Annotated in this window: 21 protein-coding genes; 14 read left to right on the top strand and 7 right to left on the bottom strand. The window is 72.1% G+C overall.

What is annotated here, in order from left to right; translation table 11 throughout:
• Positions 1–8: 8 nt before the first annotated feature.
• Complete coding sequence (locus tag G5C60_RS38085; RefSeq protein ID WP_165266513.1) at positions 9–1,418, bottom strand: PepSY-associated TM helix domain-containing protein; 1,410 nt, start codon at positions 1,416–1,418, stop codon at positions 9–11.
• 168 nt (positions 1,419–1,586) lie between these two features.
• On the opposite strand from G5C60_RS38085, the gene G5C60_RS38090 reads away from it, so the two are divergent.
• The 3 genes from G5C60_RS38090 to G5C60_RS38100 all read left to right on the top strand — a co-directional run bounded on the left by G5C60_RS38090 (position 1,587) and on the right by G5C60_RS38100 (position 3,752).
• On the top strand, positions 1,587–2,255 hold the full coding sequence (locus G5C60_RS38090) for a hypothetical protein (RefSeq protein ID WP_206440477.1): 669 nt from the start codon (positions 1,587–1,589) through the stop codon (positions 2,253–2,255).
• 183 nt (positions 2,256–2,438) lie between these two features.
• Positions 2,439–3,026 (top strand): sigma-70 family RNA polymerase sigma factor, encoded by a 588-nt coding sequence (locus G5C60_RS38095; RefSeq protein WP_165266515.1) that lies wholly within the window; start codon positions 2,439–2,441, stop codon positions 3,024–3,026.
• A 72-nt stretch (positions 3,027–3,098) separates the two neighbouring features.
• Entirely contained in the window at positions 3,099–3,752 is a 654-nt protein-coding gene (locus tag G5C60_RS38100; RefSeq protein WP_165266517.1) for a peptide deformylase, read from the top strand.
• Between the two features lie 166 nt (positions 3,753–3,918).
• Here G5C60_RS38100 and G5C60_RS38105 read toward each other — a convergent pair whose 3' ends face one another.
• Complete coding sequence (locus G5C60_RS38105) at positions 3,919–5,352, bottom strand: dihydrolipoyl dehydrogenase family protein (protein WP_165266520.1); 1,434 nt, start codon at positions 5,350–5,352, stop codon at positions 3,919–3,921.
• Positions 5,353–5,474: 122 nt separating this feature from the next.
• Between G5C60_RS38105 and trxA the strand changes: the two genes are divergently transcribed.
• The gene (trxA, locus tag G5C60_RS38110) at positions 5,475–5,852 is read left to right on the top strand and encodes a thioredoxin (protein ID WP_165266522.1); all 378 of its coding nucleotides are present in this window, start codon (positions 5,475–5,477) and stop codon (positions 5,850–5,852) included.
• 26 nt (positions 5,853–5,878) lie between these two features.
• On the opposite strand, the gene G5C60_RS38115 is transcribed toward trxA, so the two are convergent.
• Positions 5,879–7,057 (bottom strand): 4-hydroxybenzoate 3-monooxygenase, encoded by a 1,179-nt coding sequence (locus tag G5C60_RS38115; RefSeq protein ID WP_165266524.1) that lies wholly within the window; start codon positions 7,055–7,057, stop codon positions 5,879–5,881.
• A 27-nt stretch (positions 7,058–7,084) separates the two neighbouring features.
• Positions 7,085–8,119, bottom strand: coding sequence for a LacI family DNA-binding transcriptional regulator (locus tag G5C60_RS38120; RefSeq protein ID WP_165266526.1), 1,035 nt, complete (start codon positions 8,117–8,119; stop codon positions 7,085–7,087).
• A 190-nt stretch (positions 8,120–8,309) separates the two neighbouring features.
• Here G5C60_RS38120 and G5C60_RS38125 point away from each other — a divergent pair, with 190 nt between their 5' ends.
• From G5C60_RS38125 to G5C60_RS38155, 7 genes are all read left to right on the top strand, one after another.
• A complete protein-coding gene (locus G5C60_RS38125) occupies positions 8,310–9,752 on the top strand; it encodes an amidase (protein ID WP_165266528.1) in 1,443 nt (480 codons plus the stop codon).
• A gap of 60 nt (positions 9,753–9,812) precedes the next feature.
• On the top strand, positions 9,813–10,271 hold the full coding sequence (locus G5C60_RS38130) for a type II toxin-antitoxin system PemK/MazF family toxin (RefSeq protein ID WP_165266530.1): 459 nt from the start codon (positions 9,813–9,815) through the stop codon (positions 10,269–10,271).
• Between the two features lie 219 nt (positions 10,272–10,490).
• On the top strand, positions 10,491–11,834 hold the full coding sequence (gene egtA / locus G5C60_RS38135; protein ID WP_165266532.1) for an ergothioneine biosynthesis glutamate--cysteine ligase EgtA: 1,344 nt from the start codon (positions 10,491–10,493) through the stop codon (positions 11,832–11,834).
• Complete coding sequence (gene egtB / locus G5C60_RS38140) at positions 11,831–13,159, top strand: ergothioneine biosynthesis protein EgtB (protein WP_165266534.1); 1,329 nt, start codon at positions 11,831–11,833, stop codon at positions 13,157–13,159. The genes egtA and egtB overlap by 4 nt, the downstream gene beginning before the upstream one ends.
• The gene (gene egtC, locus G5C60_RS38145) at positions 13,159–13,986 is read left to right on the top strand and encodes an ergothioneine biosynthesis protein EgtC (protein ID WP_165266536.1); all 828 of its coding nucleotides are present in this window, start codon (positions 13,159–13,161) and stop codon (positions 13,984–13,986) included. The genes egtB and egtC overlap by 1 nt, the downstream gene beginning before the upstream one ends.
• Positions 13,983–14,945, top strand: a complete 963-nt coding sequence (egtD, locus tag G5C60_RS38150; protein WP_165266538.1) for an L-histidine N(alpha)-methyltransferase — start codon at positions 13,983–13,985, stop codon at positions 14,943–14,945. The genes egtC and egtD overlap by 4 nt, the downstream gene beginning before the upstream one ends.
• Positions 14,946–15,025: 80 nt before the next feature.
• On the top strand, positions 15,026–15,241 hold the full coding sequence (locus G5C60_RS38155) for a dodecin (RefSeq protein WP_033319077.1): 216 nt from the start codon (positions 15,026–15,028) through the stop codon (positions 15,239–15,241).
• Positions 15,242–15,280: 39 nt separating this feature from the next.
• Here the strand turns inward: G5C60_RS38155 and G5C60_RS38160 are convergent, their stop codons facing one another.
• The gene (locus G5C60_RS38160; protein ID WP_165266540.1) at positions 15,281–15,769 is read right to left on the bottom strand and encodes a phosphatase domain-containing protein; all 489 of its coding nucleotides are present in this window, start codon (positions 15,767–15,769) and stop codon (positions 15,281–15,283) included.
• 121 nt (positions 15,770–15,890) lie between these two features.
• On the bottom strand, positions 15,891–18,299 hold the full coding sequence (locus G5C60_RS38165; RefSeq protein WP_165266542.1) for a SpoIIE family protein phosphatase: 2,409 nt from the start codon (positions 18,297–18,299) through the stop codon (positions 15,891–15,893).
• A gap of 209 nt (positions 18,300–18,508) precedes the next feature.
• Between G5C60_RS38165 and G5C60_RS38170 the strand changes: the two genes are divergently transcribed.
• The gene (locus tag G5C60_RS38170; protein WP_165266544.1) at positions 18,509–19,276 is read left to right on the top strand and encodes a 3-hydroxyacyl-CoA dehydrogenase; all 768 of its coding nucleotides are present in this window, start codon (positions 18,509–18,511) and stop codon (positions 19,274–19,276) included.
• Here G5C60_RS38170 and G5C60_RS38175 read toward each other — a convergent pair.
• A complete protein-coding gene (locus G5C60_RS38175; RefSeq protein WP_165266546.1) occupies positions 19,273–19,917 on the bottom strand; it encodes a TetR/AcrR family transcriptional regulator in 645 nt (214 codons plus the stop codon). The genes G5C60_RS38170 and G5C60_RS38175 overlap by 4 nt on opposite strands.
• A 177-nt stretch (positions 19,918–20,094) precedes the next feature.
• On the opposite strand from G5C60_RS38175, the gene G5C60_RS38180 reads away from it, so the two are divergent.
• Both G5C60_RS38180 and G5C60_RS38185 read left to right on the top strand, forming a co-directional pair.
• Positions 20,095–20,676 (top strand): DUF4352 domain-containing protein, encoded by a 582-nt coding sequence (locus tag G5C60_RS38180; protein ID WP_165266548.1) that lies wholly within the window; start codon positions 20,095–20,097, stop codon positions 20,674–20,676.
• 19 nt (positions 20,677–20,695) lie between these two features.
• Positions 20,696–21,244: a DUF4352 domain-containing protein gene (locus G5C60_RS38185; RefSeq protein ID WP_165266551.1), complete on the top strand. Its 549-nt coding sequence runs from the start codon at positions 20,696–20,698 to the stop codon at positions 21,242–21,244.
• The last annotated feature ends 27 nt before the right edge of the window (positions 21,245–21,271 follow it).

Consider the following 21,271-nt stretch of genomic DNA (forward strand, 5'->3'; position numbering starts at 1 on the left):
ACCCGCGGCTACCGCACGTACGTCCGCCGCCCACGCCGATAGGCGACCTCCCCCAACGCCACATCCACGGCGACGAAAACCGCCAAGGGAATGCCGAGAAGCGGCACGAAGTAGCCGAGGACGGCGACGACCGCCATCAGCGGAACGAGGACGTACGCGGGGACCTGCTGCCAGGCGCCACGCGACACGGGGCGCCCGAAGGCGGAGCCGCGCCCGCGCTGCCACCACATGCGGTACCCCCACACGATCAGCAGGATCAGACAGAGCGCGAGACCCATCAGCGCGACCTGGTTGACGATGCCGAACAGGACACCGGTGTGCGCGTCGATGCCCCACCGGCTCAGCTTCGCCAGCACCGGATAGTCGGCGAACCGCACGACGTCGGTGACCTGGCCGGTCGTCGGGTCCACGGCGACCGCGTCCTGCTTGGTGGGCCAGCCGCGCTGGACCTGCTGGACGACGTACGCGGACGACGCGTCGGCGGGCGGGACGATCTCCACCGGGTCGCCCAGTCCCTCGGCGCGCCCGGCCGCCAGGACCTTGTCGAGGCCGACGCCGTGCTCGACGCTCCCGTCGGCGGAGGCGGACCCGTGGCCTGCGTGCTCGCCGCCCGCGGACGCCGACACCGAAGGGGTGGCCTGGTTCAGCGAGGTGCGTAGCTCGTCGATGTGCGACCCGGCGTACGCCGACCAGGTCAGGCCCGTCGCCGACAGGAAGAAGAACCCGGCAGCCGCCCAGACACCGACCGTGCCGTGCAGCCCCAACGTGCGACGGCGGCCGCTCGTGCCGCGTATCTTCCGCTGCGTACGACGACGGCCGAACCACAGCACGAGCCCGCCGCCCGCGATCACCCACAGCCAGCTGGCCGCCAGCTCGCTGTAGAGCCGGCCGTTCTCGCCGAGGTGCAGGTCGCGGTGGAACTCGTCGATCCAGGTGCGCAGTGGCAGCGCGCCCGTGGAGCCGTACTGCTCGAGCGCTCCGCGTACCTTCCCGGTGTACGGGTCGACGAAGACCGCGAGGGTGTGGCCCTCGGCGACGCCCGGGACTCCGGACAGCAGCACCCTGGTGGTCGCGTCCGCCTCCGGCGCGGGGCGTACGGCGGAGACCGTGCCCTGCGGATGCGCTTCGCGGGCGGCGGCCACCTGCTCGGAGACCGGCAGCTCGCGGTCGCCGACGGGCACGGTCAGCTCATGCGCGTACACGATCTTCTCGGCCTGGAACGACGCCGCGTACAGCAGCCCGGTCGTGGCGGCGACGAGGAGGAACGGGGCGACGAGCACTCCGGCGTAGAAGTGCAGCCGCAGCACCAGGGGGCGCAGCGGCGACCAGAGGCCGCGCCACGGCGAGGGGGTGACGGATTGCGGGGAGCCGGGGGAATCCGGGGAGTCTTCCGTCTCGGTCGAGGGAGCGGTGGTCATCGGCGGGCTTCTCCGGTCGTGCGGGGGACGGGCCGTGCGGTCGTGCTCGGCCGTGGCGGTCCAGAAGTCGGCCGACGGGGGCGACGAGTTCCCGGACGTGCGCGTGGCGTGGATCACATACGGGGGCTCCGGTCATCCTGGCGGGCCGGGACTGGCACGATGCTCGCAATGACCTCAGGGATCGTCTTCCGCCTCGTGCGTGCCGCCGTGTTCGCGGCCGTGTGCGTGGTGACGGCCGCTCTGGGGCACGCCCTCATGGCCGGTGCGACGCTGCCGTGGTGGACGGTCGCGTACGCGTTCGCGGGGACGACCGCCGCCGCGTGGTGGCTGACCGGGCGGGAGCGGGGCGCGCTGCTGGTGACAGGGGCGACGGTGGTGGCGCAGATGGGGCTGCACCAATTGTTCGGGCTGATCCAAAGCGCACCGTCGTCTGTGTCCCTGGATTCCATGTCCCTGGGTTCCATGGACATGGGGCATACGCACACGCACCCGATGACCTCTGAGTCGACCTCTGAGTCGGCGAACAGCCTGGTCATGGGTGGGGACGTCGGCATGTTCGCGGCCCACGTGCTCGCCGCGCTCGTCTGCGGCGTGTGGCTGTGGCGCGGCGAGGAGGCCGCGTTCCGTACAGGGCGGGCGTTCGCCTACCGGACCGGCCGGGCACTGGGCGCCGCGCTCTTCGAGCCGCTGCGCCGCGCGCTGCGGGTGCCGCCCGCGCTCCGGCCGCCTGCGCCCGCACGGGCCGGAGTGTTCGCCCCCGTGCGTCGCCTGCGCGGGGCTTTGTTGCAGTACGTCGTCGCACGGAGGGGACCGCCGGTTCTGCCGGCCGTCCGCTGACCGCCCGTCCCGCGATCGGTGACGGGCGGGATCGCGGCGTACGCATGTGCCGTGGCCGTACCCGCTCGCTCGTACCGCTGAGCCGTACTGCTCGCTCGTACCGCCGGGTCGTACGGCACACGCGCGCGTGCGCCACGTCGCGATGTCCCCTCCTCAACTCCCTTCACCGAAGGACCTCTTGCGATGACTCCTGCCCTGTTTCAGGCACCCCGCGGCGGGCCCGCCGGCCATGACGACGACCGGGTCACCCGGTGGGCACTGGCCGCCGGGGCCGGCGACCGTGACGCGGTCGAGCGGTTCGTACTGGCCACCCACCGGGACGTATGGCGTTTCGTGGCCCACCTCAGCGGCGATGTGCACGGCGCCGACGACCTCACCCAGGAGACGTTCCTGCGGGCGCTGACCGCACTGCCGCGGTTCTCCGCCCGCTCCAGTGCGCGCAGCTGGCTGCTGGCGATCGCCCGCCGGACGGTGGCCGACCGGTTCCGTACGGCGGCGGCCAGGCCGCGGATCGCCGACGCCTCCGACTGGCAGACGGCCGCCGAACGGGCACAGCCGCGCGGCCTGCCCGGCTTCGACGAGGGCGTGGCCCTGCTCGACCTCCTGGAGACCCTGGACGCCCCGCGCCGCGAGGCGTTCGTACTGACTCAGCTGGCCGGTCTGCCGTACGCGGACGCCGCGTCGGCGGTGGGCTGTCCGGTCGGCACCGTCCGCTCCCGGGTGGCCCGCGCCCGGGAGAGCGTGACGGCGCTGTTGGAGGCGGCGGGGTAGCGCGGCACCGAGGGTGCGGTCCCGGCAGGGGCTGGGCTCGCGTGGTGGGTTCCGTCTTGGCATGCTGGCGCGATGGTTTCTTCTGGCGACCGCAAGCCCATCAGCGACCAGGTCGAGGAACTCCTCGCCGGTACCGGTCCGTTGCCGATCGTCGCGGCCGGCGACCCGGTGCTGCGTCGCGCGGCCGAGCCCTTCGAGGGACAGCTGGCCCCGGCGCTCATGTCCCGCTTCGTGGCCGCCCTTCGCGACACGATGCACGCGGCGCCGGGCGTCGGCCTCGCCGCACCTCAGGTGGGTGTGCCGCTGCGCCTCGCGGTCATCGAGGACCCGGCACCCGTGCCGGACGAGGTGCGCGAGGCGCGCGGGCGGGTGCCGCAGCCCTTCCGCGTGCTGGTCAACCCCTCGTACGAGCCCGTGGGGCCCGCCCGCGCCGCGTTCTTCGAGGGCTGTCTGAGCGTGCCGGGCTGGCAGGCCGTAGTGGCCCGCCCCACCCGCGTACGCCTCCGCTGCCTGGACGAACACGGCCGACCGGTCGACGAGTTGTTCACCGGCTGGCCCGCCCGCATCGTCCAGCACGAGACGGACCACCTGAACGGCATGCTCTATCTGGACCGCGCGGAACTTCGTTCCCTGTCCTCGAACCAGGCGATGGCGGACCGATGGGCCCAGCCGACGCCGAACCAGGCGGCCTCAGAACTCGGCTTCGACCTACCCGAGCAGAGCTGAGGCGGACAACCAACTCGGCTGCCCTGCTGCCTGAACGGCCTCGCGGAGGCGCAGCACCGCCCCGCGCCCCTAAAGGAGGCCGCAGGCCTTCCTTTAGGGGCGCGGGGAACTGCGCGACCAGCCACAACTGACCCGCAGACAAAGCCCCGCCGCCCCAGCGGAGCGCCTACGCGTCCCGGTACGCCTCCAGCAGCCGCAGCCACACCTCGCTCACCGTCGGATAAGCCGGTACCGCGTGCCAGAGCCGGTCCACCGGGACCTCCCCGGCCACCGCGATGGTCGCGGAGTGGAGGAGTTCACCGACGCCGGGGCCGACGAAGGTGACGCCGCGAAGGATCTCGGCCTCCAGGTCGACGATCATGCGGGCGCGGCCGCGGTAGCCGTCGGCGTAGAGGCCCGCACCCGCCACCGAGGCGAGGTCGACGTCGACCGCGCGGACCCGGTGGCCGGCCTGCTCCGCCTCGGCGAGGGAGAGGCCGACCGAGGCGGCCTCCGGGTCGGTGAAGACGACCTGGGGGACGGCGGCGTGGTCGGCGGTGGCGGCGTGGGCACCCCACGGGTCGGACTCCAGGAGGGGGACACCGGCGGCGCGCGCGGCGATCGCGGCGCCCGCGATACGGGCCTGGTACTTGCCCTGGTGGGTCAGCAGTGCGCGGCGGTTGACGTCGCCCACCGCGTACAGCCACTGGCTGCCCGTCACCCGGCAGCTGTCGTCGACCGGGAGCCAGGAGCCGGGCTCCAGGCCGACCGAGTCCAGGCCGATGTCGTCGGTGCGCGGGGCGCGGCCGGTGGCGAAGAGGATCTCGTCGGCCTCGATACGGTCGCCCCTGTCCGTCATGACCACGACCGTAGAGCCGTCCTGCGTCACCGACTCCACCGACGTGGCGGTCCGCACGTCCGCGCCCGCCTCCGTCAGCGCCTCGGCGACCAGTTCCCCGGCGAAGGGCTCCATACGGGGCAGCAGGCCCTTGCCGCGGACGAGGACCGTGACCTTGGAGCCGAGGGCCTGCCAGGCCGTCGCCATCTCGACGCCGACGACACCTCCGCCGACCACCACGAGACGGCCGGGTACCGCCTGCGCGCTGGTCGCCTCACGGCTCGTCCACGGCTTGACCTCCGCCATTCCCGGCAGCTCGGGCACCACAGCACGGCTGCCCGTGCAGACGGCCACGGCGTGCCGGGCGGAGAGCACATGCTGCTCGCCCTCGGGCCCCGTGACCGTGACCTGGCGCGAACCGGTGAGCCGGCCGTGCCCGCGGTAGAAGTCGGCTCCGATGCCGTCGAGCCATGCGACCTGGCCGTCGTCCTTCCAGTGGGAGGTGTAGTAGTCCCGGTGGGCGAGGACCGCGGCGGCGTCGAGGGGCCCCTGCACGGACTGGCGCAGTCCTGGCACCCTGCGTGCGTCGGCGCGGGCGATGACCGGGCGCAGCAGGGCCTTGCTGGGCATGCACGCCCAGTACGAGCATTCGCCGCCGACCAGCTCGCTCTCCACGACCGCCGTGGAGAGGCCGGCCGCGCGCGTGCGGTCGGCGACGTTCTCCCCCACGGGACCGGCCCCGAGCACCACGACGTCGTACGCGATGGTTTCCGTTTCCGTCATGGGGTCAGTCTGGTGGGTGGTGTGCGCGGTGGCCACACGGGTACGCGCGCGGAATACGCCGCCGATCGGCGCCGTTGTGCACAGCGGCCACGCCCCGACACCAGGAAGTGGGAATCAACGCCATGAGCAGCACCGTGGAGCTCACCAAGGACAACTTCGACCAGATGGTCACGGACAACGAATTCGTCCTGATCGACTTCTGGGCGTCCTGGTGCGGGCCCTGCCGGCAGTTCGCGCCCGTCTACGAGAAGGCGGCGGAGTCCAACCCCGACCTGGTCTTCGGCAAGGTGGACACCGAGGCGCAGCCGGAGCTCGCCCAGGCCTTCAACATCCAGTCGATTCCGACGCTGATGATCGTCCGCGACCAGGTGGCGGTCTTCGCCCAGCCCGGCGCGCTGCCGGAGGCCGCGCTGACGGACGTCATCGGACAGGCCCGGAAGCTGGACATGGACGAGGTCCGCAAGTCCATCGCCGAGCAGCAGAGCCAGCCGGAGCAGTAATCCCTCCGGGGTCTGGAGGGACTTGCTCACAGAGGCAGCGGCAGCCCCGTGTAGTTCGCGGCCAGTTCCGCGGCCGCGGGGCGCGACGCCGTGATCCGGCGCAACCGTGCCAGTTGCAGCCGGTCCTCGAAGGCGTCCCCGTCCGGCTGAGCGTGCAGCATCCGGGTCATGTCGTACGAGAAACGTGTCGCCTGCCATACCCGGTCGAGGCACAACTCCGAGTACCGGTCGAGGAGTTGGGGCGACCCGGTCCGGTGCAGCTCGATGAAGGCGCGGGCGAGGAGGCGTACGTCGGACACGGCGAGGTTGAGTCCCTTCGCGCCGGTCGGCGGCACGATGTGGGCGGCGTCCCCGGCGAGCAGCAGCCGTCCGTGGCGCATCGGCTCGTGGACGTAACTCCTCATCGGCGTGACGGACTTGGCGGTGATCGGGCCGCGCTCCAGGTGCCAGTCGCCGTCGATCGCGAAGCGGGCGGCGAGCTCGTCCCAGATGCGGTCGTCCGGCCAGTCGTCCGGAGACGTGCCGTTGGGTACCTGCAGATACAGCCGTGACACGGACGACGAGCGCATGCTGTGCAGCGCGAAGCCGCCCTCGCCGCGTGCGTAGATCAACTCGTCGCAGGAGGGCGGCACATCCGCCAGGACGCCGAGCCAGGAGTACGGGTAGTCGTGCTCGTACGTGCGGCTCAGGGCGGCCGGGAACGTGTCGCGCGCGATGCCGTGGAAGCCGTCGCAGCCGACGACCCAGTCGCAGGTGAGGGCCTGTTCACGGCCTTGGTGCACGAAGCGTACGACGGGCGTGTCGCTCTCCGGCTTCTCGATGGCGAGGGCTTCCGCCTCGAACAACAGCTGTGGCCCGTCGGCGAGTTGGAGCGCGACGAGGTCCTTCACGATCTCCGTCTGGGCGTAGATCGTGACGGTACGGCCGCCGGTGAGGACCGGGAAGTCGATGTGGTGCCGCTCGCGGTCGAAGCGCAGCTCGATGCCGTGGTGGACCAGGCCGTCCACCTCGAGCCGGTCGGCGGCGCCGCACTCGCGCAGCGCGTCCACCGTGCCCTGCTCCAGCATTCCGGCGCGCTGACGCTGCTCGACGTACGCGCGTGTTCTGCTCTCCAGGACGACGCAGTCCACCCCTGCCCGGTGCAGCAGCCGGGCGAGCAACAGCCCCGCGGGGCCGCCGCCGATGATGCCGATCGTGGTCCGCATGAACACGCCTCCCACGTACGCGAGTTGTCAGGTTGACGCACGATGCAGGACGGTCGCTCCCAGTACCTCGTGCGTTTCGGGCGCGGCGCCGAAGTCGCGCACCGCGCGGTCGACCAGTTCCGCGAGCTCCTGTCCGGACGGCAGCTCGATGTGCACGGTGCTCAGGCGCGGGCGCAGCAGCCGGCCGAGCATCAGGTCGTCGGCGCCGATGACGGCCGTTTCGTCCGGGATGCCGATGCCCTCGTCCTGGAGGGCGCGCATCAGGAGCATCGCGTACTCGTCGTTGTACGTGAACACCGCGTCCAGGCCCAGAGCGCGCCAGCGCCCGGCGAGCCGGGCCGCGGACTCCTCGTCGTAGGCCAGCGGCACCTCGGTCACCGTCGCGTCCGTGCCGCGCAGCGCCAGGCGTACGCCTTCGAGCCGGGGCTTGGAGAAGATCTCCAGGCCGGGGTCCTCGGGCACCACGACGCCGACGCGGCGGCGACCCCGGGCCAGCAGGTGCGCGCCCGCGCTGCGGCCGACCACGCTGTGGTCCATGAGCAGCGCGTGCGCGCCCTCGACACGCTCGGGTCCTAGGGTCAGGACGGCGCGCGCGCCGGAGCGCTTGAGGACGGCCACGCCCTGTGGGCCGAGCCCGCTGCCGGGCACCAGCACTGCGACCGGGCGCAGCTCCGCCCAGGCGCGAGCCGCCTCGTCACCCTGGAGGCCGACACTGCCGTACTGCACGACGGTGTAGTCGAGGCGGCTGAGCGCCCACTGGAGTTCGTTGAAGAACTGGCTGTAGAGCGGGCCGACGGGCACGGTCGGCGCGGGCATCAGCACCATGCGGCTGTGCCCGGCGCGCAGGCTGCGGGCGGCCGCGTGCGGGACGTATCCGAGCTCCCTGGCGGCCTGATGGACGCGGCGACGGGTGGGCTCGCTGATCCGTACGGCCGTGGCGTTGTTCAGGACGTAGGAGACGGTCGCACGCGAGACCCCGGCGAGGCGGGCAACGTCGGCGCTGGTCGGCACGGAGCGCTGCGCGGGCAGGGGCGGGGCGGGATGTTCCGGTATCTGCACCATGACGTATCGCATCTTTGCAGAACCCTGTTGTGCCGCATTTTCGGGGGCTCGGTTCGCCTGCGGGGCGCACAAACCGGTGCGGAAGCCCCTGCTGTACGAGTGCTGTACGAGGGAAGTTCCGCAAGCCGTACCGGATCGCGCCCCCGGAGGTTACCGTTCGGTATTGACAGTGTTTCCGGAGGTGTCTGGTATGGCTCCCGACCGTGCCCCAGGGCTGGCCCGGTGCGCTCGCGCACTCGCCGGCGGCGAGGTGTCGTCGCGGGCTCTCGTCGAGGAGGCGCTGGCCAGGATCGAGGCGACGCAGGGCACGTTGAACGCCTTCCGTCTGGTGCGGGCCGAGGCGGCGCTCGCCGAGGCCGACGCCGCCGACAAGGAACTGGCGGCGGGCGGGCGGCGGCCGCTGCTCGGGGTGCCGGTGGCGGTGAAGGACGACATGGACGTGGCGGGCGAGCCGACGGCGTTCGGCTGCCGCGGGGAGTTCCCGCCGGTGGCCGAGGACGGCGAGGCCGTACGACGGCTGCGGGCGGCCGGCGCGATCGTCGTGGGCAAGACCAACACCTGCGAGTTCGGGCAGTGGCCGTTCACCGAGGGGCCCGCCTTCGGTGAGACCCGCAATCCGTGGCACACCGAGCACACGCCGGGCGGCTCGTCCGGGGGTTCGGCGGCCGCGGTCGCGGCGGGTCTGGTGCCGGCCGCGCTGGGCTCGGACGGCGCGGGCTCGGTGCGGATACCGGCCTCGTGGACGCATCTGATCGGGATCAAGCCGCAGCGCGGCCGGATCTCGACATGGCCCCGCGCGGAGTCGTTCCAGGGGATCACGGTCAACGGGACGCTGGCTCGCACGGTCGAGGACGCCGCCCTGCTGCTGGACGCGGCGAGCGGCAACCACGCCAGCGATCTGCACCGCCCGCCCGCGCTGCGCGTATCGGACGCGGTGGGCCGGGAGCCGGGCCGGCTGCGGATCGCGCTCTCGCTGAAGCCGCCGTTCACGGCGCTGCCCGCGCGGCTGCGGCCCGACGTACGGGCGCGGATCGTCGCGCTCGCCGAGCGGCTGGCCGCGCTCGGACACGAGGTCGAGGAGGCCGATCCGCGGTACGGGCAGATCGGGCTGACGTTCGTCCCGCGCGCCACGGCCGGGCTCGCCGAGCGGGTGCGCGAGGCGCCACACCCCCAGCTCCTCGACCGGCGCACCCGCGAGTCGGCCCGGCTGGGCCGGCTGCTCGGCGGGGTCCCGCTGCGGGCGGCCCGGCGCGCCGAGGCGACGCTGCACCGGCGCATCGGCGCGCTCTTCGACACGTACGACGTGGTCCTCGCCCCGACGACGGCCGCTCCCCCGCCGCGGATCGGCGCCCTCGCGCAGCTGAACGGTCTGGGCACCGACCGCGCCATGATCGCCGCCTGCCCGTACGCCTGGCCGTGGAACGTGCTGGGCTGGCCCGGGGTGAACGTCCCCGCTGGCTTCGTCGACGACGGGCTGCCCGTCGGCGCGCAGCTCCTCGGCCCCGCGAACAGCGAACCGCTCCTTGTGTCGCTCGCGGCGCAGCTGGAGGCGGAGCTGCACTGGTACGAGCAGTGGCCTTCGGATCAACTCGACGGCGCAGTACGGGAGTTCAGGCCTCCTGCCGCATCATAGGCCGCATCGTGGGCTGCCCCGCTCGGCGGACCGGGACAGGCAAGCTCTACCGTGACCCGCGTGACTGCCTTCACCGATGACGCGCACGCTTCCGACGTCCCGGGCCGCTACGGCCCCTCGGCCACCACCGAGGCCGAGCCCCGCGAGGTGGGCCGCGTCCGCACGGAGTACTCGCCCGCGCACGACGGCGACCCGGACCCCGGCGAGATCGTCTGGACGTGGGTGCCCTTCGAGGAGAACGACGGCCGGGGCAAGGACCGCCCGGTCCTCGTGGTCGCCCGGGAGGCCGCCGGGACCCTGCTCGCCGTACAGCTGTCGAGCAAGCGGCACGACGGTGACCGGGAGTGGGTGCCGATCGGCAGCGGGCCGTGGGACCGGTCGGGGCGCGACTCGTGGGTGGACGTGGACCGGGTGCTGCGGCTGCACGAGACGGGGATGCGGCGGGAGGCCTGCGCACTGGACCGCATGCGCTTCAACCTGGTGGTACACCGGCTGCGGGAGCGCTACGGCTGGCGCTGAGCGCGGTTGCCCCGCCCCCGCGCGATCTCCCCGTCGTGCTCATGAACGTTTTGTGAGCAATCCTTGTACTGCGCCGCAACAGAGAACCCGCCGCCGCAGGAGCGCCGAGACGCACCCTTGTGCGAATCGATGCGAGCGTCTTGGGTGGACGGGTAATTGCCGACCCGGTCCATCCGAAGCCGGGTCGGCGGCATGGTGGAATCTCAGGAGGATCCCGACATGTCCGATTCGGTAAGTGACTGTACGGAGCACCGCTCCGTCGTCACCGAGGCCGAGGTGGAGGCCTTGGTCAGGGGCATCTGTTTCAAGACCGGACCGCCCCGTCTACTCGGTGTCGAAGTGGAATGGTTCGTCCGCGAGCTGCGTTTCCCGCGGCTCCCCGTAAGACCGGAACGACTCGAAGCGGCGTACACCGCACTGCGGGCCCTGCCCCTGCGGTCGACGCTCACCGTCGAACCCGGCGGCCAGCTGGAGCTCAGCTCCCCCGCCGCCGCCTCCCTGATGGAGTGCATCGGGTCCGTCTCCGCCGACCTCGACGCCGTCCGCGCGGTACTGCGCGAGGCGGATCTCGGCCTCACCGGAATAGGCCAGGATCCCTGGCACCCACCCACCCGCTTCCTCCATGAGCCGCGCTATGACGCCATGGAGAGATACCTCGACCGTACGGGTCCCGAAGGCCGAGCCATGATGTGCAGCTCGGCCTCCGTCCAGGTGTGCCTGGACGCCGGGACGGAGGAGCCCGGGCCGCTCGGGCACGGGCGGCGCTGGTGGCTGGCTCACCAGCTGGGCGCGGTCCTGGTGGCCGCCTTCGCGCACTCGCCGTTGGCCCGGGGCAGGCACACCGGCTGGCGCTCCAGCAGGCAGTCCCTGTGGACCGCGATGGACCCGGGACGTTCCGGTGCCCCGCCGCTCGACGGCGATCCGCGGGCGGCCTGGGCGCGGCACGTGCTGGACGCGCCGGTGATGTGCGTACGGGCGCCGAGCGGCGCCTGGGACGTACCGGACGGCATGAGCTTCCGGGCGTGGACCAGGTCCGGCACTCCGCCGGGCCGGGAGGATCTCGACTACCACCTGACAACCCTGTTCCCGCCGGTCCGGCCGCGGGGCCATCTGGAACTCCGCATGATCGACGCGCAGCCGGGCGACGACGGATGGATCGTGCCACTCGCCGTGACGGCCGCACTGTTCGACGACGCGGAGGCCGCCGAGACGGCCTACCGGACCGTCAAACCCCTTGCGGAGCGGGCCGGTTCGCTGGCCGCCCCGCACAATCCGCTGTGGATCGCGGCCGCCCGGTCGGGGCTCACCGATCCCGAGCTGCGCGAGGCGGCGGTCACCTGCTTCGAGGCGGCGGCCCAGGCCCTGCCCCGACTCGGCGCCACCGCCGAAGTCCAGGACGCCGTCGCGGAGTTCACCGACCGCTATGTGGCCCGGGGTCGCTGCCCCGCCGACGACCTGCTCGAGGCCGCCGGCCTGAACATCACCGGCCCGGACGCCTCCGGCGTGACCGACCGCGACCAGGGCACGGAACACCAGCTTCACGGGAAGGACATCCGCACATGACCGCCCCCGACCTCACCGACCCGGAGACGCTCAGGGAGCGCGCCCTTGCGGCGCTGACCCGGGCCCGTGACCGCACCGCCCTGCTGACCTCCTGCGTGGAGGATCCCGACCTGACCGCGCAGCACTCGCCGTTGATGTCCCCGCTCGTCTGGGACCTCGCGCACATCGGCAACCAGGAGGAGCTGTGGCTGCTGCGGGAGGTCGCGGGCCGTGACGCGATGCGGCCCGAGATAGACGGCCTGTACGACGCGTTCGAGCACCCGCGCGCCGAGCGGCCCTCCCTGCCGCTGCTGCCGCCGGACGAGGCCCGCCGCTATGCCGCGGAGGTGCGGGGGCGGGCACTCGACGTCCTGGAGGGCACTCGCTTCCGCGGTACGCCGCTGACCGAGGCGGGCTTCGCCTTCGGCATGATCGCTCAGCATGAACAGCAGCACGACGAGACCATGCTGATCACCCATCAGCTGCGCAAGGGCCCCGCTGCCCTGACGGCGCCGGACCCCGCGCCCGTGCCGCCGTTGACCGGACCGGCCGAAGTCCTCGTCCCCGGCGGCCCGTTCACGATGGGCACCTCGGCCGAGCCATGGGCGCTGGACAACGAGCGGCCCGCGCACCAGCGTCTCGTACCGCCGTTCTTCATCGACACCACGCCGGTGACGAACGCCGCGTACCAGGCGTTCATCGCGGACGGCGGCTACACCGACGAGCGCTGGTGGGCCCCCGACGGCTGGGCCCACATCCGGTCGCACTCCATCGAGGCGCCGCTGTTCTGGCGCCGGGCGGGCGGGGACTGGCTGCGGCGGCGTTTCGGCGTCACCGAGGTCGTACCGCCCGACGAGCCGGTGCTGCACGTCAGCTGGTACGAGGCGGACGCGTACGCGCGCTGGGCCGGGCGGCGGCTGCCCACCGAGGCCGAGTGGGAGAAGGCCGCCCGCCACGACCCGGCGGCCGAGCGCTCCACGCGCTACCCCTGGGGTGACGCCGACCCCACGCCCGAGCACGCCAACCTCGGCCAGCGTCATCTGCGCCCGGCCCCGGCCGGAAGCTATCCGGCGGGTGAATCACCGCTGGGCGTACGGCAGTTGATCGGTGACGTCTGGGAGTGGACGGCGAGCGACTTCCTGCCGTATCCGGGGTTCACGGCCTTCCCGTACAAGGAGTACTCGGAGGTGTTCTTCGGGCCGGAGCACAAGGTGCTGCGCGGCGGCTCGTTCGCCGTGGACGCGGTGGCCTGCCGGGGGACGTTCCGCAACTGGGACTATCCGATCCGGCGGCAGATCTTCTCCGGATTCCGTACGGCACGCGACGCTGCTCCGGAGACCGCCTGATGTGCCGTCACCTCGCCTACCTGGGTCCCGAGGAGCCGCTCGGCCGGCTCCTCGTGGAACCGGCGCACAGCCTGTTCCGCCAGTCGTGGGCGCCGCGCCGGCAACGGCACGGGACCGTCAACGCCGATGGTTTCGGGGTGGGTTGGTACGCCGAAGGGGATCCGGTGCCCGCGCGGTACCGGCGTACGGGCCCCATCTGGGGCGACCAGTCCTTCGCCGACCTGGCGCGGGTGGTGCGCTCGGGCGCGCTGCTCGCCGCGGTGCGCGACGCCACCGTGGCGGGCGCGGACGGGGAGGCCGCGGCGGCACCGTACTCCGCGGGAGCGTGGCTGTTCAGCCACAACGGCGCGATCGCCGGCTGGCCGCGCTCCCTGGCCCCGCTCGCACAGACCCTGCCGCCCGCCGAACTGCTGTCGCTGGAGGCACGCTGCGACTCGGCCCTCGTCTGGGCCCTCGTCCTGCACCGGCTGCGCGCCGGCGACGAGGAGGGGCAGGCGCTCGCCGAGACGGTCCTGGACGTCGCGGCGGTGGCCCCCGGCTCGCGGCTCAACCTCCTGCTCACCAACGGCGAGACGATCGCCGCGACCGCCTGGGGCGACACCCTCTGGTACCTGACCGAACCCGGCCGGCGCACCGTCGTCGCGTCCGAGCCGTACGACGACGATCCGCACTGGCAGGAGGTCCCCGACCGGACCCTGCTGGCCGCGAGCCGCACGGACGTCCTGCTCACGCCACTCAAGGACGTCGAAGAAGCCATGGCACCCTCCCCCGCTCCCGGCTCCGCCCGAGCGGAAGGACCCCCATCGCCCAAGGAGTCCCGTACGTGAGCACGTTCCTGGTCACCCGCACCCTGCCCGAGGACGCCACCGAGGCCGCGCTGCGCGCCGACGTCCTGCACGGCCTGACCCGAACCCCGAAGACACTGCCGCCGAAGTGGTTCTACGACGCCCACGGCAGCGAGCTCTTCGAGAAGATCACCGAACTTCCCGAGTACTACCCCACGCGCGCGGAGCGCCAGATCCTCGTCGCCCGCGCCGCCGAGATCGCCGGAGCCACCGGGGCGCGCACCCTGGTCGAACTCGGCTCCGGTTCCTCCGACAAGACCCGGCACCTGCTCGACGCGCTGCCGGGCCTGCACACGTACGTACCGGTCGACGTGAGCGAGAGCGCGCTCACGCAGGCCGGACAGGCACTGATCGCCGAGCGTCCTTCGCTCGCCGTGCACGCGCTCATCGCCGACTTCACCGGCGGTCTTTCACTGCCCGGCACACCCGGGCCGCGGCTCGTCGCGTTCCTGGGCGGCACGATCGGCAATCTGCTGCCCGCCGAACGCGCCACGTTCCTGGCCTCCGTACGCGCCCTCCTCTCCCCCGGCGACACCCTGCTCCTGGGCACCGACCTGGTGAAGGACGAGTCGGTACTGGTGAACGCCTACGACGACGCGGCGGGAGTGACGGCGGCGTTCAACAAGAACGTCCTCTCCGTCGTCAACCGCGAACTCGGCGCCGACTTCGACCCCGACGCATTCGCCCATGTCGCCCGCTGGGACACCGAAGAGGAATGGATCGAGATGCGGCTGCGCGCGCTTTCGCCGCTGACCGTGAAGATCCCCGCGCTCGATCTCGCCGTCGACTTCGCGGCCGGTGAGGAGCTGCGGACGGAGGTGTCGGCGAAGTTCCGCGAGGAGGGCGTACGCGGTGAAATGGCCGCGGCCGGGCTGGAGATGACGCACTGGTGGACGGACGAGGAGGGACGGTTCGCGCTGTCGCTGAGCATGGCCCGGTGACGGGTCGCGGTCCTCCGCCTCGTACGGCACGGTGGTAACGACGCGGTGGCACACCCGCCACCGCGGAGAGGAGCACCCGCATGACCAACCACACGTACCGGGTCACCGAGATCGTCGGCACCTCGCCCGACGGCATCGACCAGGCGATCCGCAACGGGATCTCCCGGGCCTCGCAGACGCTGCGCAACCTGGACTGGTTCGAGGTCACCGAGGTCCGCGGCCAGATCGAGAACGGGCAGATCGAGCACTACCAGGTCGGTCTGAAGGTCGGCTTCCGGCTGGAGGAGGGTGAGTGACCGCTCCTGGTCCCGCCCTCCTTCAATAGGCGAAACCGTTCAGGTACGTCCCTCGCGCTCCTGAGCCACCTTCAGCGCCGCGGACTGGTCCGCCCAGCGCGCCCTTACGACCGTGAAGCCCGCCCGCTCGGCGTCCTCGCACACCAACTCGTCGTCGTCCACGAGCACCCGGATCTCGCGGTTCCGGGCCAGCCCGCGGAGGGTCTCCAGCTTGGTGCGCCGGGCGGGCCTGCGGTCGCTGTCGCGACGCATCCAGATGCGGCCGTCGGGCAGGCCCTGCGCGGCGAGCCAGGCCGCCGTGTCCTCGCGGCACCGCTCTGGCCGCCCGGTCAGATAGACGACCTCGCACTCCTGCGCGTGCTCCAGCGCCAGCGCCACGCCCTCGGCCAGCGGCGGATCGTGCGGCGCCGCCGCGAAGAAGGCGTCCCAGTCGCGCGGCTTGCGCTCCAGGAACCGCTGCCGGTGCGCGGTGTCGGCGAGCGTGTTGTCGAGATCGAATACGGCGAGCGGCCTGCTGGTGTCCGTCACGCCGACCACGTTAACGCTCCGCTGTAGGTGCGGTGTGACAGCTGCGGTCCGTCGTGGCTGGTCGCGCCCGCGCGGCGGAGCCGCATAATGTCACAGCCCCGCGCCCCTGAAGGGCGCGGTCTCAGCCCTGCTCCGGGGCCACGCCCAGTTCCGCCCAGATGATCTTTCCGGCGTCCGTGTGGCGCGTACCCCAGCGTTCGGTGAGCTGGGCGACGAGGAGCAGTCCGCGACCGCCCTCGTCGAAGACGCGGGCGCGGCGCAGATGGGGTGCGGTGTTGCTGCCGTCGGCGACCTCGCAGATGAGTACGGCGTCACGGATCAGCCGCAGCCGGATGGGATCGTCGCCGTGCCGGATGGCGTTGGTGACGAGTTCGCTGACCACCAGTTCCGTGGTGAACACGGCCTCGTCCAGGCCCCAGGCCGCCAGTTGGGCGGATGCGAACTTGCGGGCCTCGGCCACGATCTGAGGGTTGTTCGGCAGCTCCCAGGTCGCCACGCGTGCGGCGTCGAGGACGCGGGTCCTGGCCAGGAGGATGGCGACGTCGTCCGCGGGACGCCCGGGCAGCAGCTCGTCCAGCAGGTCGTCGCACAGCTTGTCCAGCGAGCGGACGGGCTGCCCGAGCACCCGGCCCATGAGAGCCACGGCGGTTTCGATGTTCCGGTCCCTGGCCTCGATCAGTCCGTCGGTGTAGAGCGCGAGCAAGCTGCCTTCCGGAACCTCGAACTCCGAGATCTCGAAGGGCAGTCCGCCGAGGCCAAGAGGCGGGCCGACGGGCAGATCGGGAAAGTCCGCCGTGCCGTCGGGCGTCACCACGGCGGGCAGCACATGCCCCGCGCTGGCGAGCGAGCAGCGCCGGGACACCGGGTCGTAGACCGCGTACAGGCACGTGGCGCTCAACTCCCCGGCCTGACGGGCTTCCGGGGCGGGGCCGGGAACGTCGGGCTCCTCCCGGGCCAGCCGGATGACCACGTCGTCGAGCTGCGTGAGCAGCTCGTCCGGCGGCAGGTCGACGTCGGCCAGCGTGCGCACCGCGGTCCGCAGCTGCGCCATGGTGGCCGAGGCCCGCAGCCCGTGGCCGACCACATCGCCCACCACGAGCGCCACCCGGGCACCGGACAGGGGAATCACGTCGAACCAGTCGCCGCCCACACCCGCGCGCGTGCCGGCCGGCAGATAGCGGGTGGCCACATCCACCGCGGACTGCTCCGGCACGCCACGTTGCAACAGGCTGCGCTGAAGGGTCACCGCGGTGGCCCGCTCGCGCGTGTAGCGGCGGGCGTTGTCGATGCTCAGGGCCGCCCTGGTCGCGAGCTCCCGCGCCAGCAGCAGATCCTCGTCGTCGAAAGGCTCAGCGGTGCGGTGGCGGTGGAACTGGGCAAGACCGAGGGTGACGCCCCTGGCCTGCAGCGGAACGACCAGCAGGTCATGGATGCCATGGGTACGGATGCTGCGCGCACGGTCCGGATCCGCGGTCAGCCATGCCGGGAGGCCGGCGCTGTCGAGCCGGTGCAGCGAGGAGCGGCCGGCGGTGACGGCACCGGCCTGCGGTGAGTCGTCGACGTAGAGGTGACTCTGGCCGATCGCGATGCTCGCCTCCGGGGAGCCTCTCAGTACGGACGCCTGCGCGCACCGGCGGAAGAGCAGCGGACCCGCGCCCGGCACGGGGTCCGTCTCGCCGTTCTGGAAGAGTTCGTCGAGCAGATCGACGAGGACGAAGTCGGCGAACCCTTCGGTGCCGATCTCGGCGAGTTCCTGGGCGGTGCGCGTGACGTCGAGAGTGGTTCCGACGCGCAGCCCCGCCGCGTTCACCACGGACACCCGTCGCCGCGCCCAGTACTCCTCGGTGGTGTCGTAGACGGCGGAGGCGACGCCCCTGACGCGGCCCTGCGGGTCCTTGAGCGGGAACAGCAGGGAGGACCAGGAGCGTTCGCGTGCCGACCCCGGGGTCCGCAGATAGGCCTGGTGGCGGACGACGTCCCCGGTTCGCATGGCCTGTTCGGCCAGACGGGGGATCTCCTCGGCACCGTCGAGGATCTCGCCGGAGATCCGCTCGGCGATGCCGAGTCCCCGGAGCCGGTCCTCGGTCGCTCCCGCCAGCTCCGTGAAGGCGTCATTGGCGCGTACGACCTTGGCGTCGTCGTCGCACACGACCACGGCGATGGGAAGCTGCTCGATCGCCCACCGGTTCAGAGTGTCCGGGCCGGATGCGTCCGCGGCTGCGGCCGCGACGACCCACAACGCGACGTCGTCGGCGCCGGTCAGCGGCCGGAGGTGGACGAGCAGCTCGATACGCCGCCCCTCGCGGGTCCTGACCAGGGCCGTACCGCTCCATGCGGTACGGGCGGCGCAGGCGCTCCGGACGGCGTACGGCAGCTCGGCGGCCAGCAGTTCCCGGGCGTCATGGCCCACGGCGTCCGCGGAGTCGTGGCCGAGCAGCCGCCGGGCGCCCTCGCTCCAGGCGATGATCTTCCCGCCTCCGTCGATGACGGCGGTGGCGTCCCGCCCCGAGCCGAATACGTCTGGGTCCATGAACATGTCTCTCACGCACACCACGGGCGTGCCCCGCGGCCATGTCCTCAGCATGGCCCCACAGGAGGGCGCACTCAACGGGACTCCGTGTTCTCTGCGTTCCCTTCCCATCGGTGGGGAGGGTCCGTACCATGCACGATACGGGCTGTACTGAGCGATCGCTAACTAAGCACCGGCTCCGGTGACAGAGAAGCCGAAAGGACCCGCACATGGACATCACCGGCAACGACGTCGCCCTCGTCACGGGCGGCGCCTCCGGTCTCGGCCTCGCCACCGTCCGGCGGCTGGCCGCCGCCGGCGCGAAGATCGTGGTCGTCGATCTGCCGTCCTCGGACGGCGAGTCCGTCGCCACGGGACTCGGCGACGGCGCCGTGTTCGCACCGGCGGACGTCACGGACGAGGCGCAGGTCTCCGCCGCTCTGGACGCGGCCGACCGGCTCGGTTCGCTCCGCGTCGTCGTCAACTGCGCGGGCATCGGTACGGACGTGTTCCGCGTCGTCGGCAAGAAGGGGCCGTTCCCGTACGACAGGTTCCGGCGGACCGTCGAGGTCAACCTGATCGGCACGTTCAACGTCATCCGGCTGGCCGCCGAGCGCATGATCACCGTCGAGCCTGCGGGCGAGGAGCGCGGGGTCGTCGTCAACACCGCTTCCGTGGCGGCGTACGAGGGGCAGATCGGCCAGGCCGCGTACTCGGCGTCCAAGGGCGGGGTGGTCGGGATGACGCTCCCCATCGCCCGCGATCTCGCGCAGTACCTGATCCGCGTCAACACCATCGCGCCGGGGCTGTTCCGGACCCCGCTCCTGGCCTCTCTCCCCCAGGAGACGCAGGACTCCCTCGGCGCCCAGGTGCCGCACCCGAGCCGGCTCGGCCGTCCGGAGGAGTTCGCCGAGCTGGTGGCCCACGTCGTGGCCAACCCGATGCTGAACGGCGAGACGATCCGCCTGGACGGCGCCATCCGCATGGCTCCGCGTTAGCAGTCGGCCGGCTCCGGCCGATGGCCCACCGTGAACAGCGCGATGGTGACGTAGCGTTCGGCGATCTCCTGCGGGGTCAGTGGGCCCTCGGGCCGGTACCACTGGGCCACCGCCTGGCACATCGCCAGCACCGCGCGACCTGCCTCCACCGGAACGGGGACGGTGAAGACTCCGGCCTCAGCGCCGTCGCACACCGCGTCGCGCAGCAGGCCCTCGAGTTCGTCGCGCAGTGCCACGCACCGCTGCCGGTTCTCGGGCTCCAGGCTGCGGATCTCGGAGTCGAGGAAGGCCAGGGGTGCCCGGTGGGTCATGAACAGCACGATGCACTCGACGAGCGCGCCGAACCGGTCGACGGGATCGTCTCCGGCCTCCTCGACCGCGGTGCGACAGCGCCCGAGGACGGACCTCAGCGAGCCGAGCAGCAGCTCGACGAGGATGGCCTGCTTGTTGGCGTAGTGGTAGTAGAGGGCGGGTACGGTCACGCCCACGCGACGGGCGAGATCGCGGACGGTGGTGGCGTGATAGCCCTGCTCCACGATCGCGTCGAGAGCGTGCGCGAGTATGGGCGGCAGCCGCATCGGCTCGTAGGCGCGCCAGTCCTCGTGCCCGTCCGCACGCAGGTCCGCGACCGCTTCCGTCATGACTTCCCGGCTCCCGTACTCCGACGCCGACACAGACACCGTCACTGAACTATCGTTCACTAAATCTACTTGCGGGGGCGTACGTGCGGCCCGGGTGCGCCCTCGTCATCGCCTTCGGCTGACATGCAGGGCGTCGGGGCTCTGGCGGTTCGGTGGCGCAGGCCGAACATTGGGCGTATGCGGTTCCTCAGAGGGAAGGCCGTCGCGTCGGCGGTGCTGTTACCCGGCGTGCTGTTCGGGGGTGTCGCCGCGTGCGGCGACGGCGGGGGCGGTGGTGACGGAGCCGCACCGGAGGCGGAGACCGTGAAGCTGGCGGTGGGGAAGACCGGCGAGTTCGACACCGGGGCGGGCGCCCGCGGCGTACCGGGCACCACCTTCCGTGTCACGGTGCGCAGGGCGGCGTATCTCACGGAGGTGGTGGAACCTGTCCTCGGCGGTCGGACCAAGCCGAAGGAAAAGTTCTTCGCGCTGGTCGAACTGCGCATCGAGAACATCGGTGACGCACCCGGCACCCTCCAGCCGCACCAATTTCCCTGGATGTCGGACTCCGGGAGGTATCTCCACTTCGTGGGAAGCTGCTGCCTCCCCGGCCAGAAGTTTTCCCGGCTCAATCTGACCTATCCGCCGCGGCAGTGGGCGCAGGGGACGGCCGTGTACGACGTGCCGGAGAAAGGCGGTCACCTCTTCTACCCGGCCGCCCCCCGCTCCAACGACGGCACGCGGACACCCCTGCTGTCGATCGAGCTGCCCGATGCGTAGGCGTCGGCGGAACGGCGCGGTGGCGCTGGTACTGATGCTCCTCGGCGCCGGAGTCGCATGCGACCGCGACGGCGGTGGCGGGGCGGCGGAGCGGAGTCGTGAGGCGGATCAGGTGCGGACACTGACCCTGAGAGTCGGCGGGACGGGCGAGTTCAGTACCCGTGCCGGTCAGCCGGAAGGCGGTAGGGGTACGACCTTCAAGGTCACCGTCCGGAGCGTGAAGTACTGGACGGAATCGACCGCCCCGGGGTCGACGGACCGGCCGGTCGAGGGCTACTTCCTGCTGGTGGAGCTGCGCGTCGAGAACAGCGGCAGGCTTCCCGGCAACTTCGGGGCCGACCGGCTCGCCTGGGTGGGGGACTCGAGGGAACGCATCCAGGATGCCTCCGCCTGCTGCGTCGACGGCGTGGGGAACTCCGGCTTCTCCGACACGTTCGAGCCCGGGTTCCACCTCACGGGCACCGAGGTCTTCGACGTACCGGACAAGGGCGGACGTCTCGAATACCCCGGTGACTGGCCGAGGCTGACGGAGCGCCCGCTCCTGGTGATCGAGCTGCCCGACAGGTGAGACGGCGACGAGGGCGGGGCGGTGGGC

Origin of the sequence: Streptomyces scabichelini (assembly GCF_011045015.1) — a bacterium.
Classification (GTDB): Bacteria; Actinomycetota; Actinomycetes; order Streptomycetales; family Streptomycetaceae; genus Streptomyces; species Streptomyces scabichelini.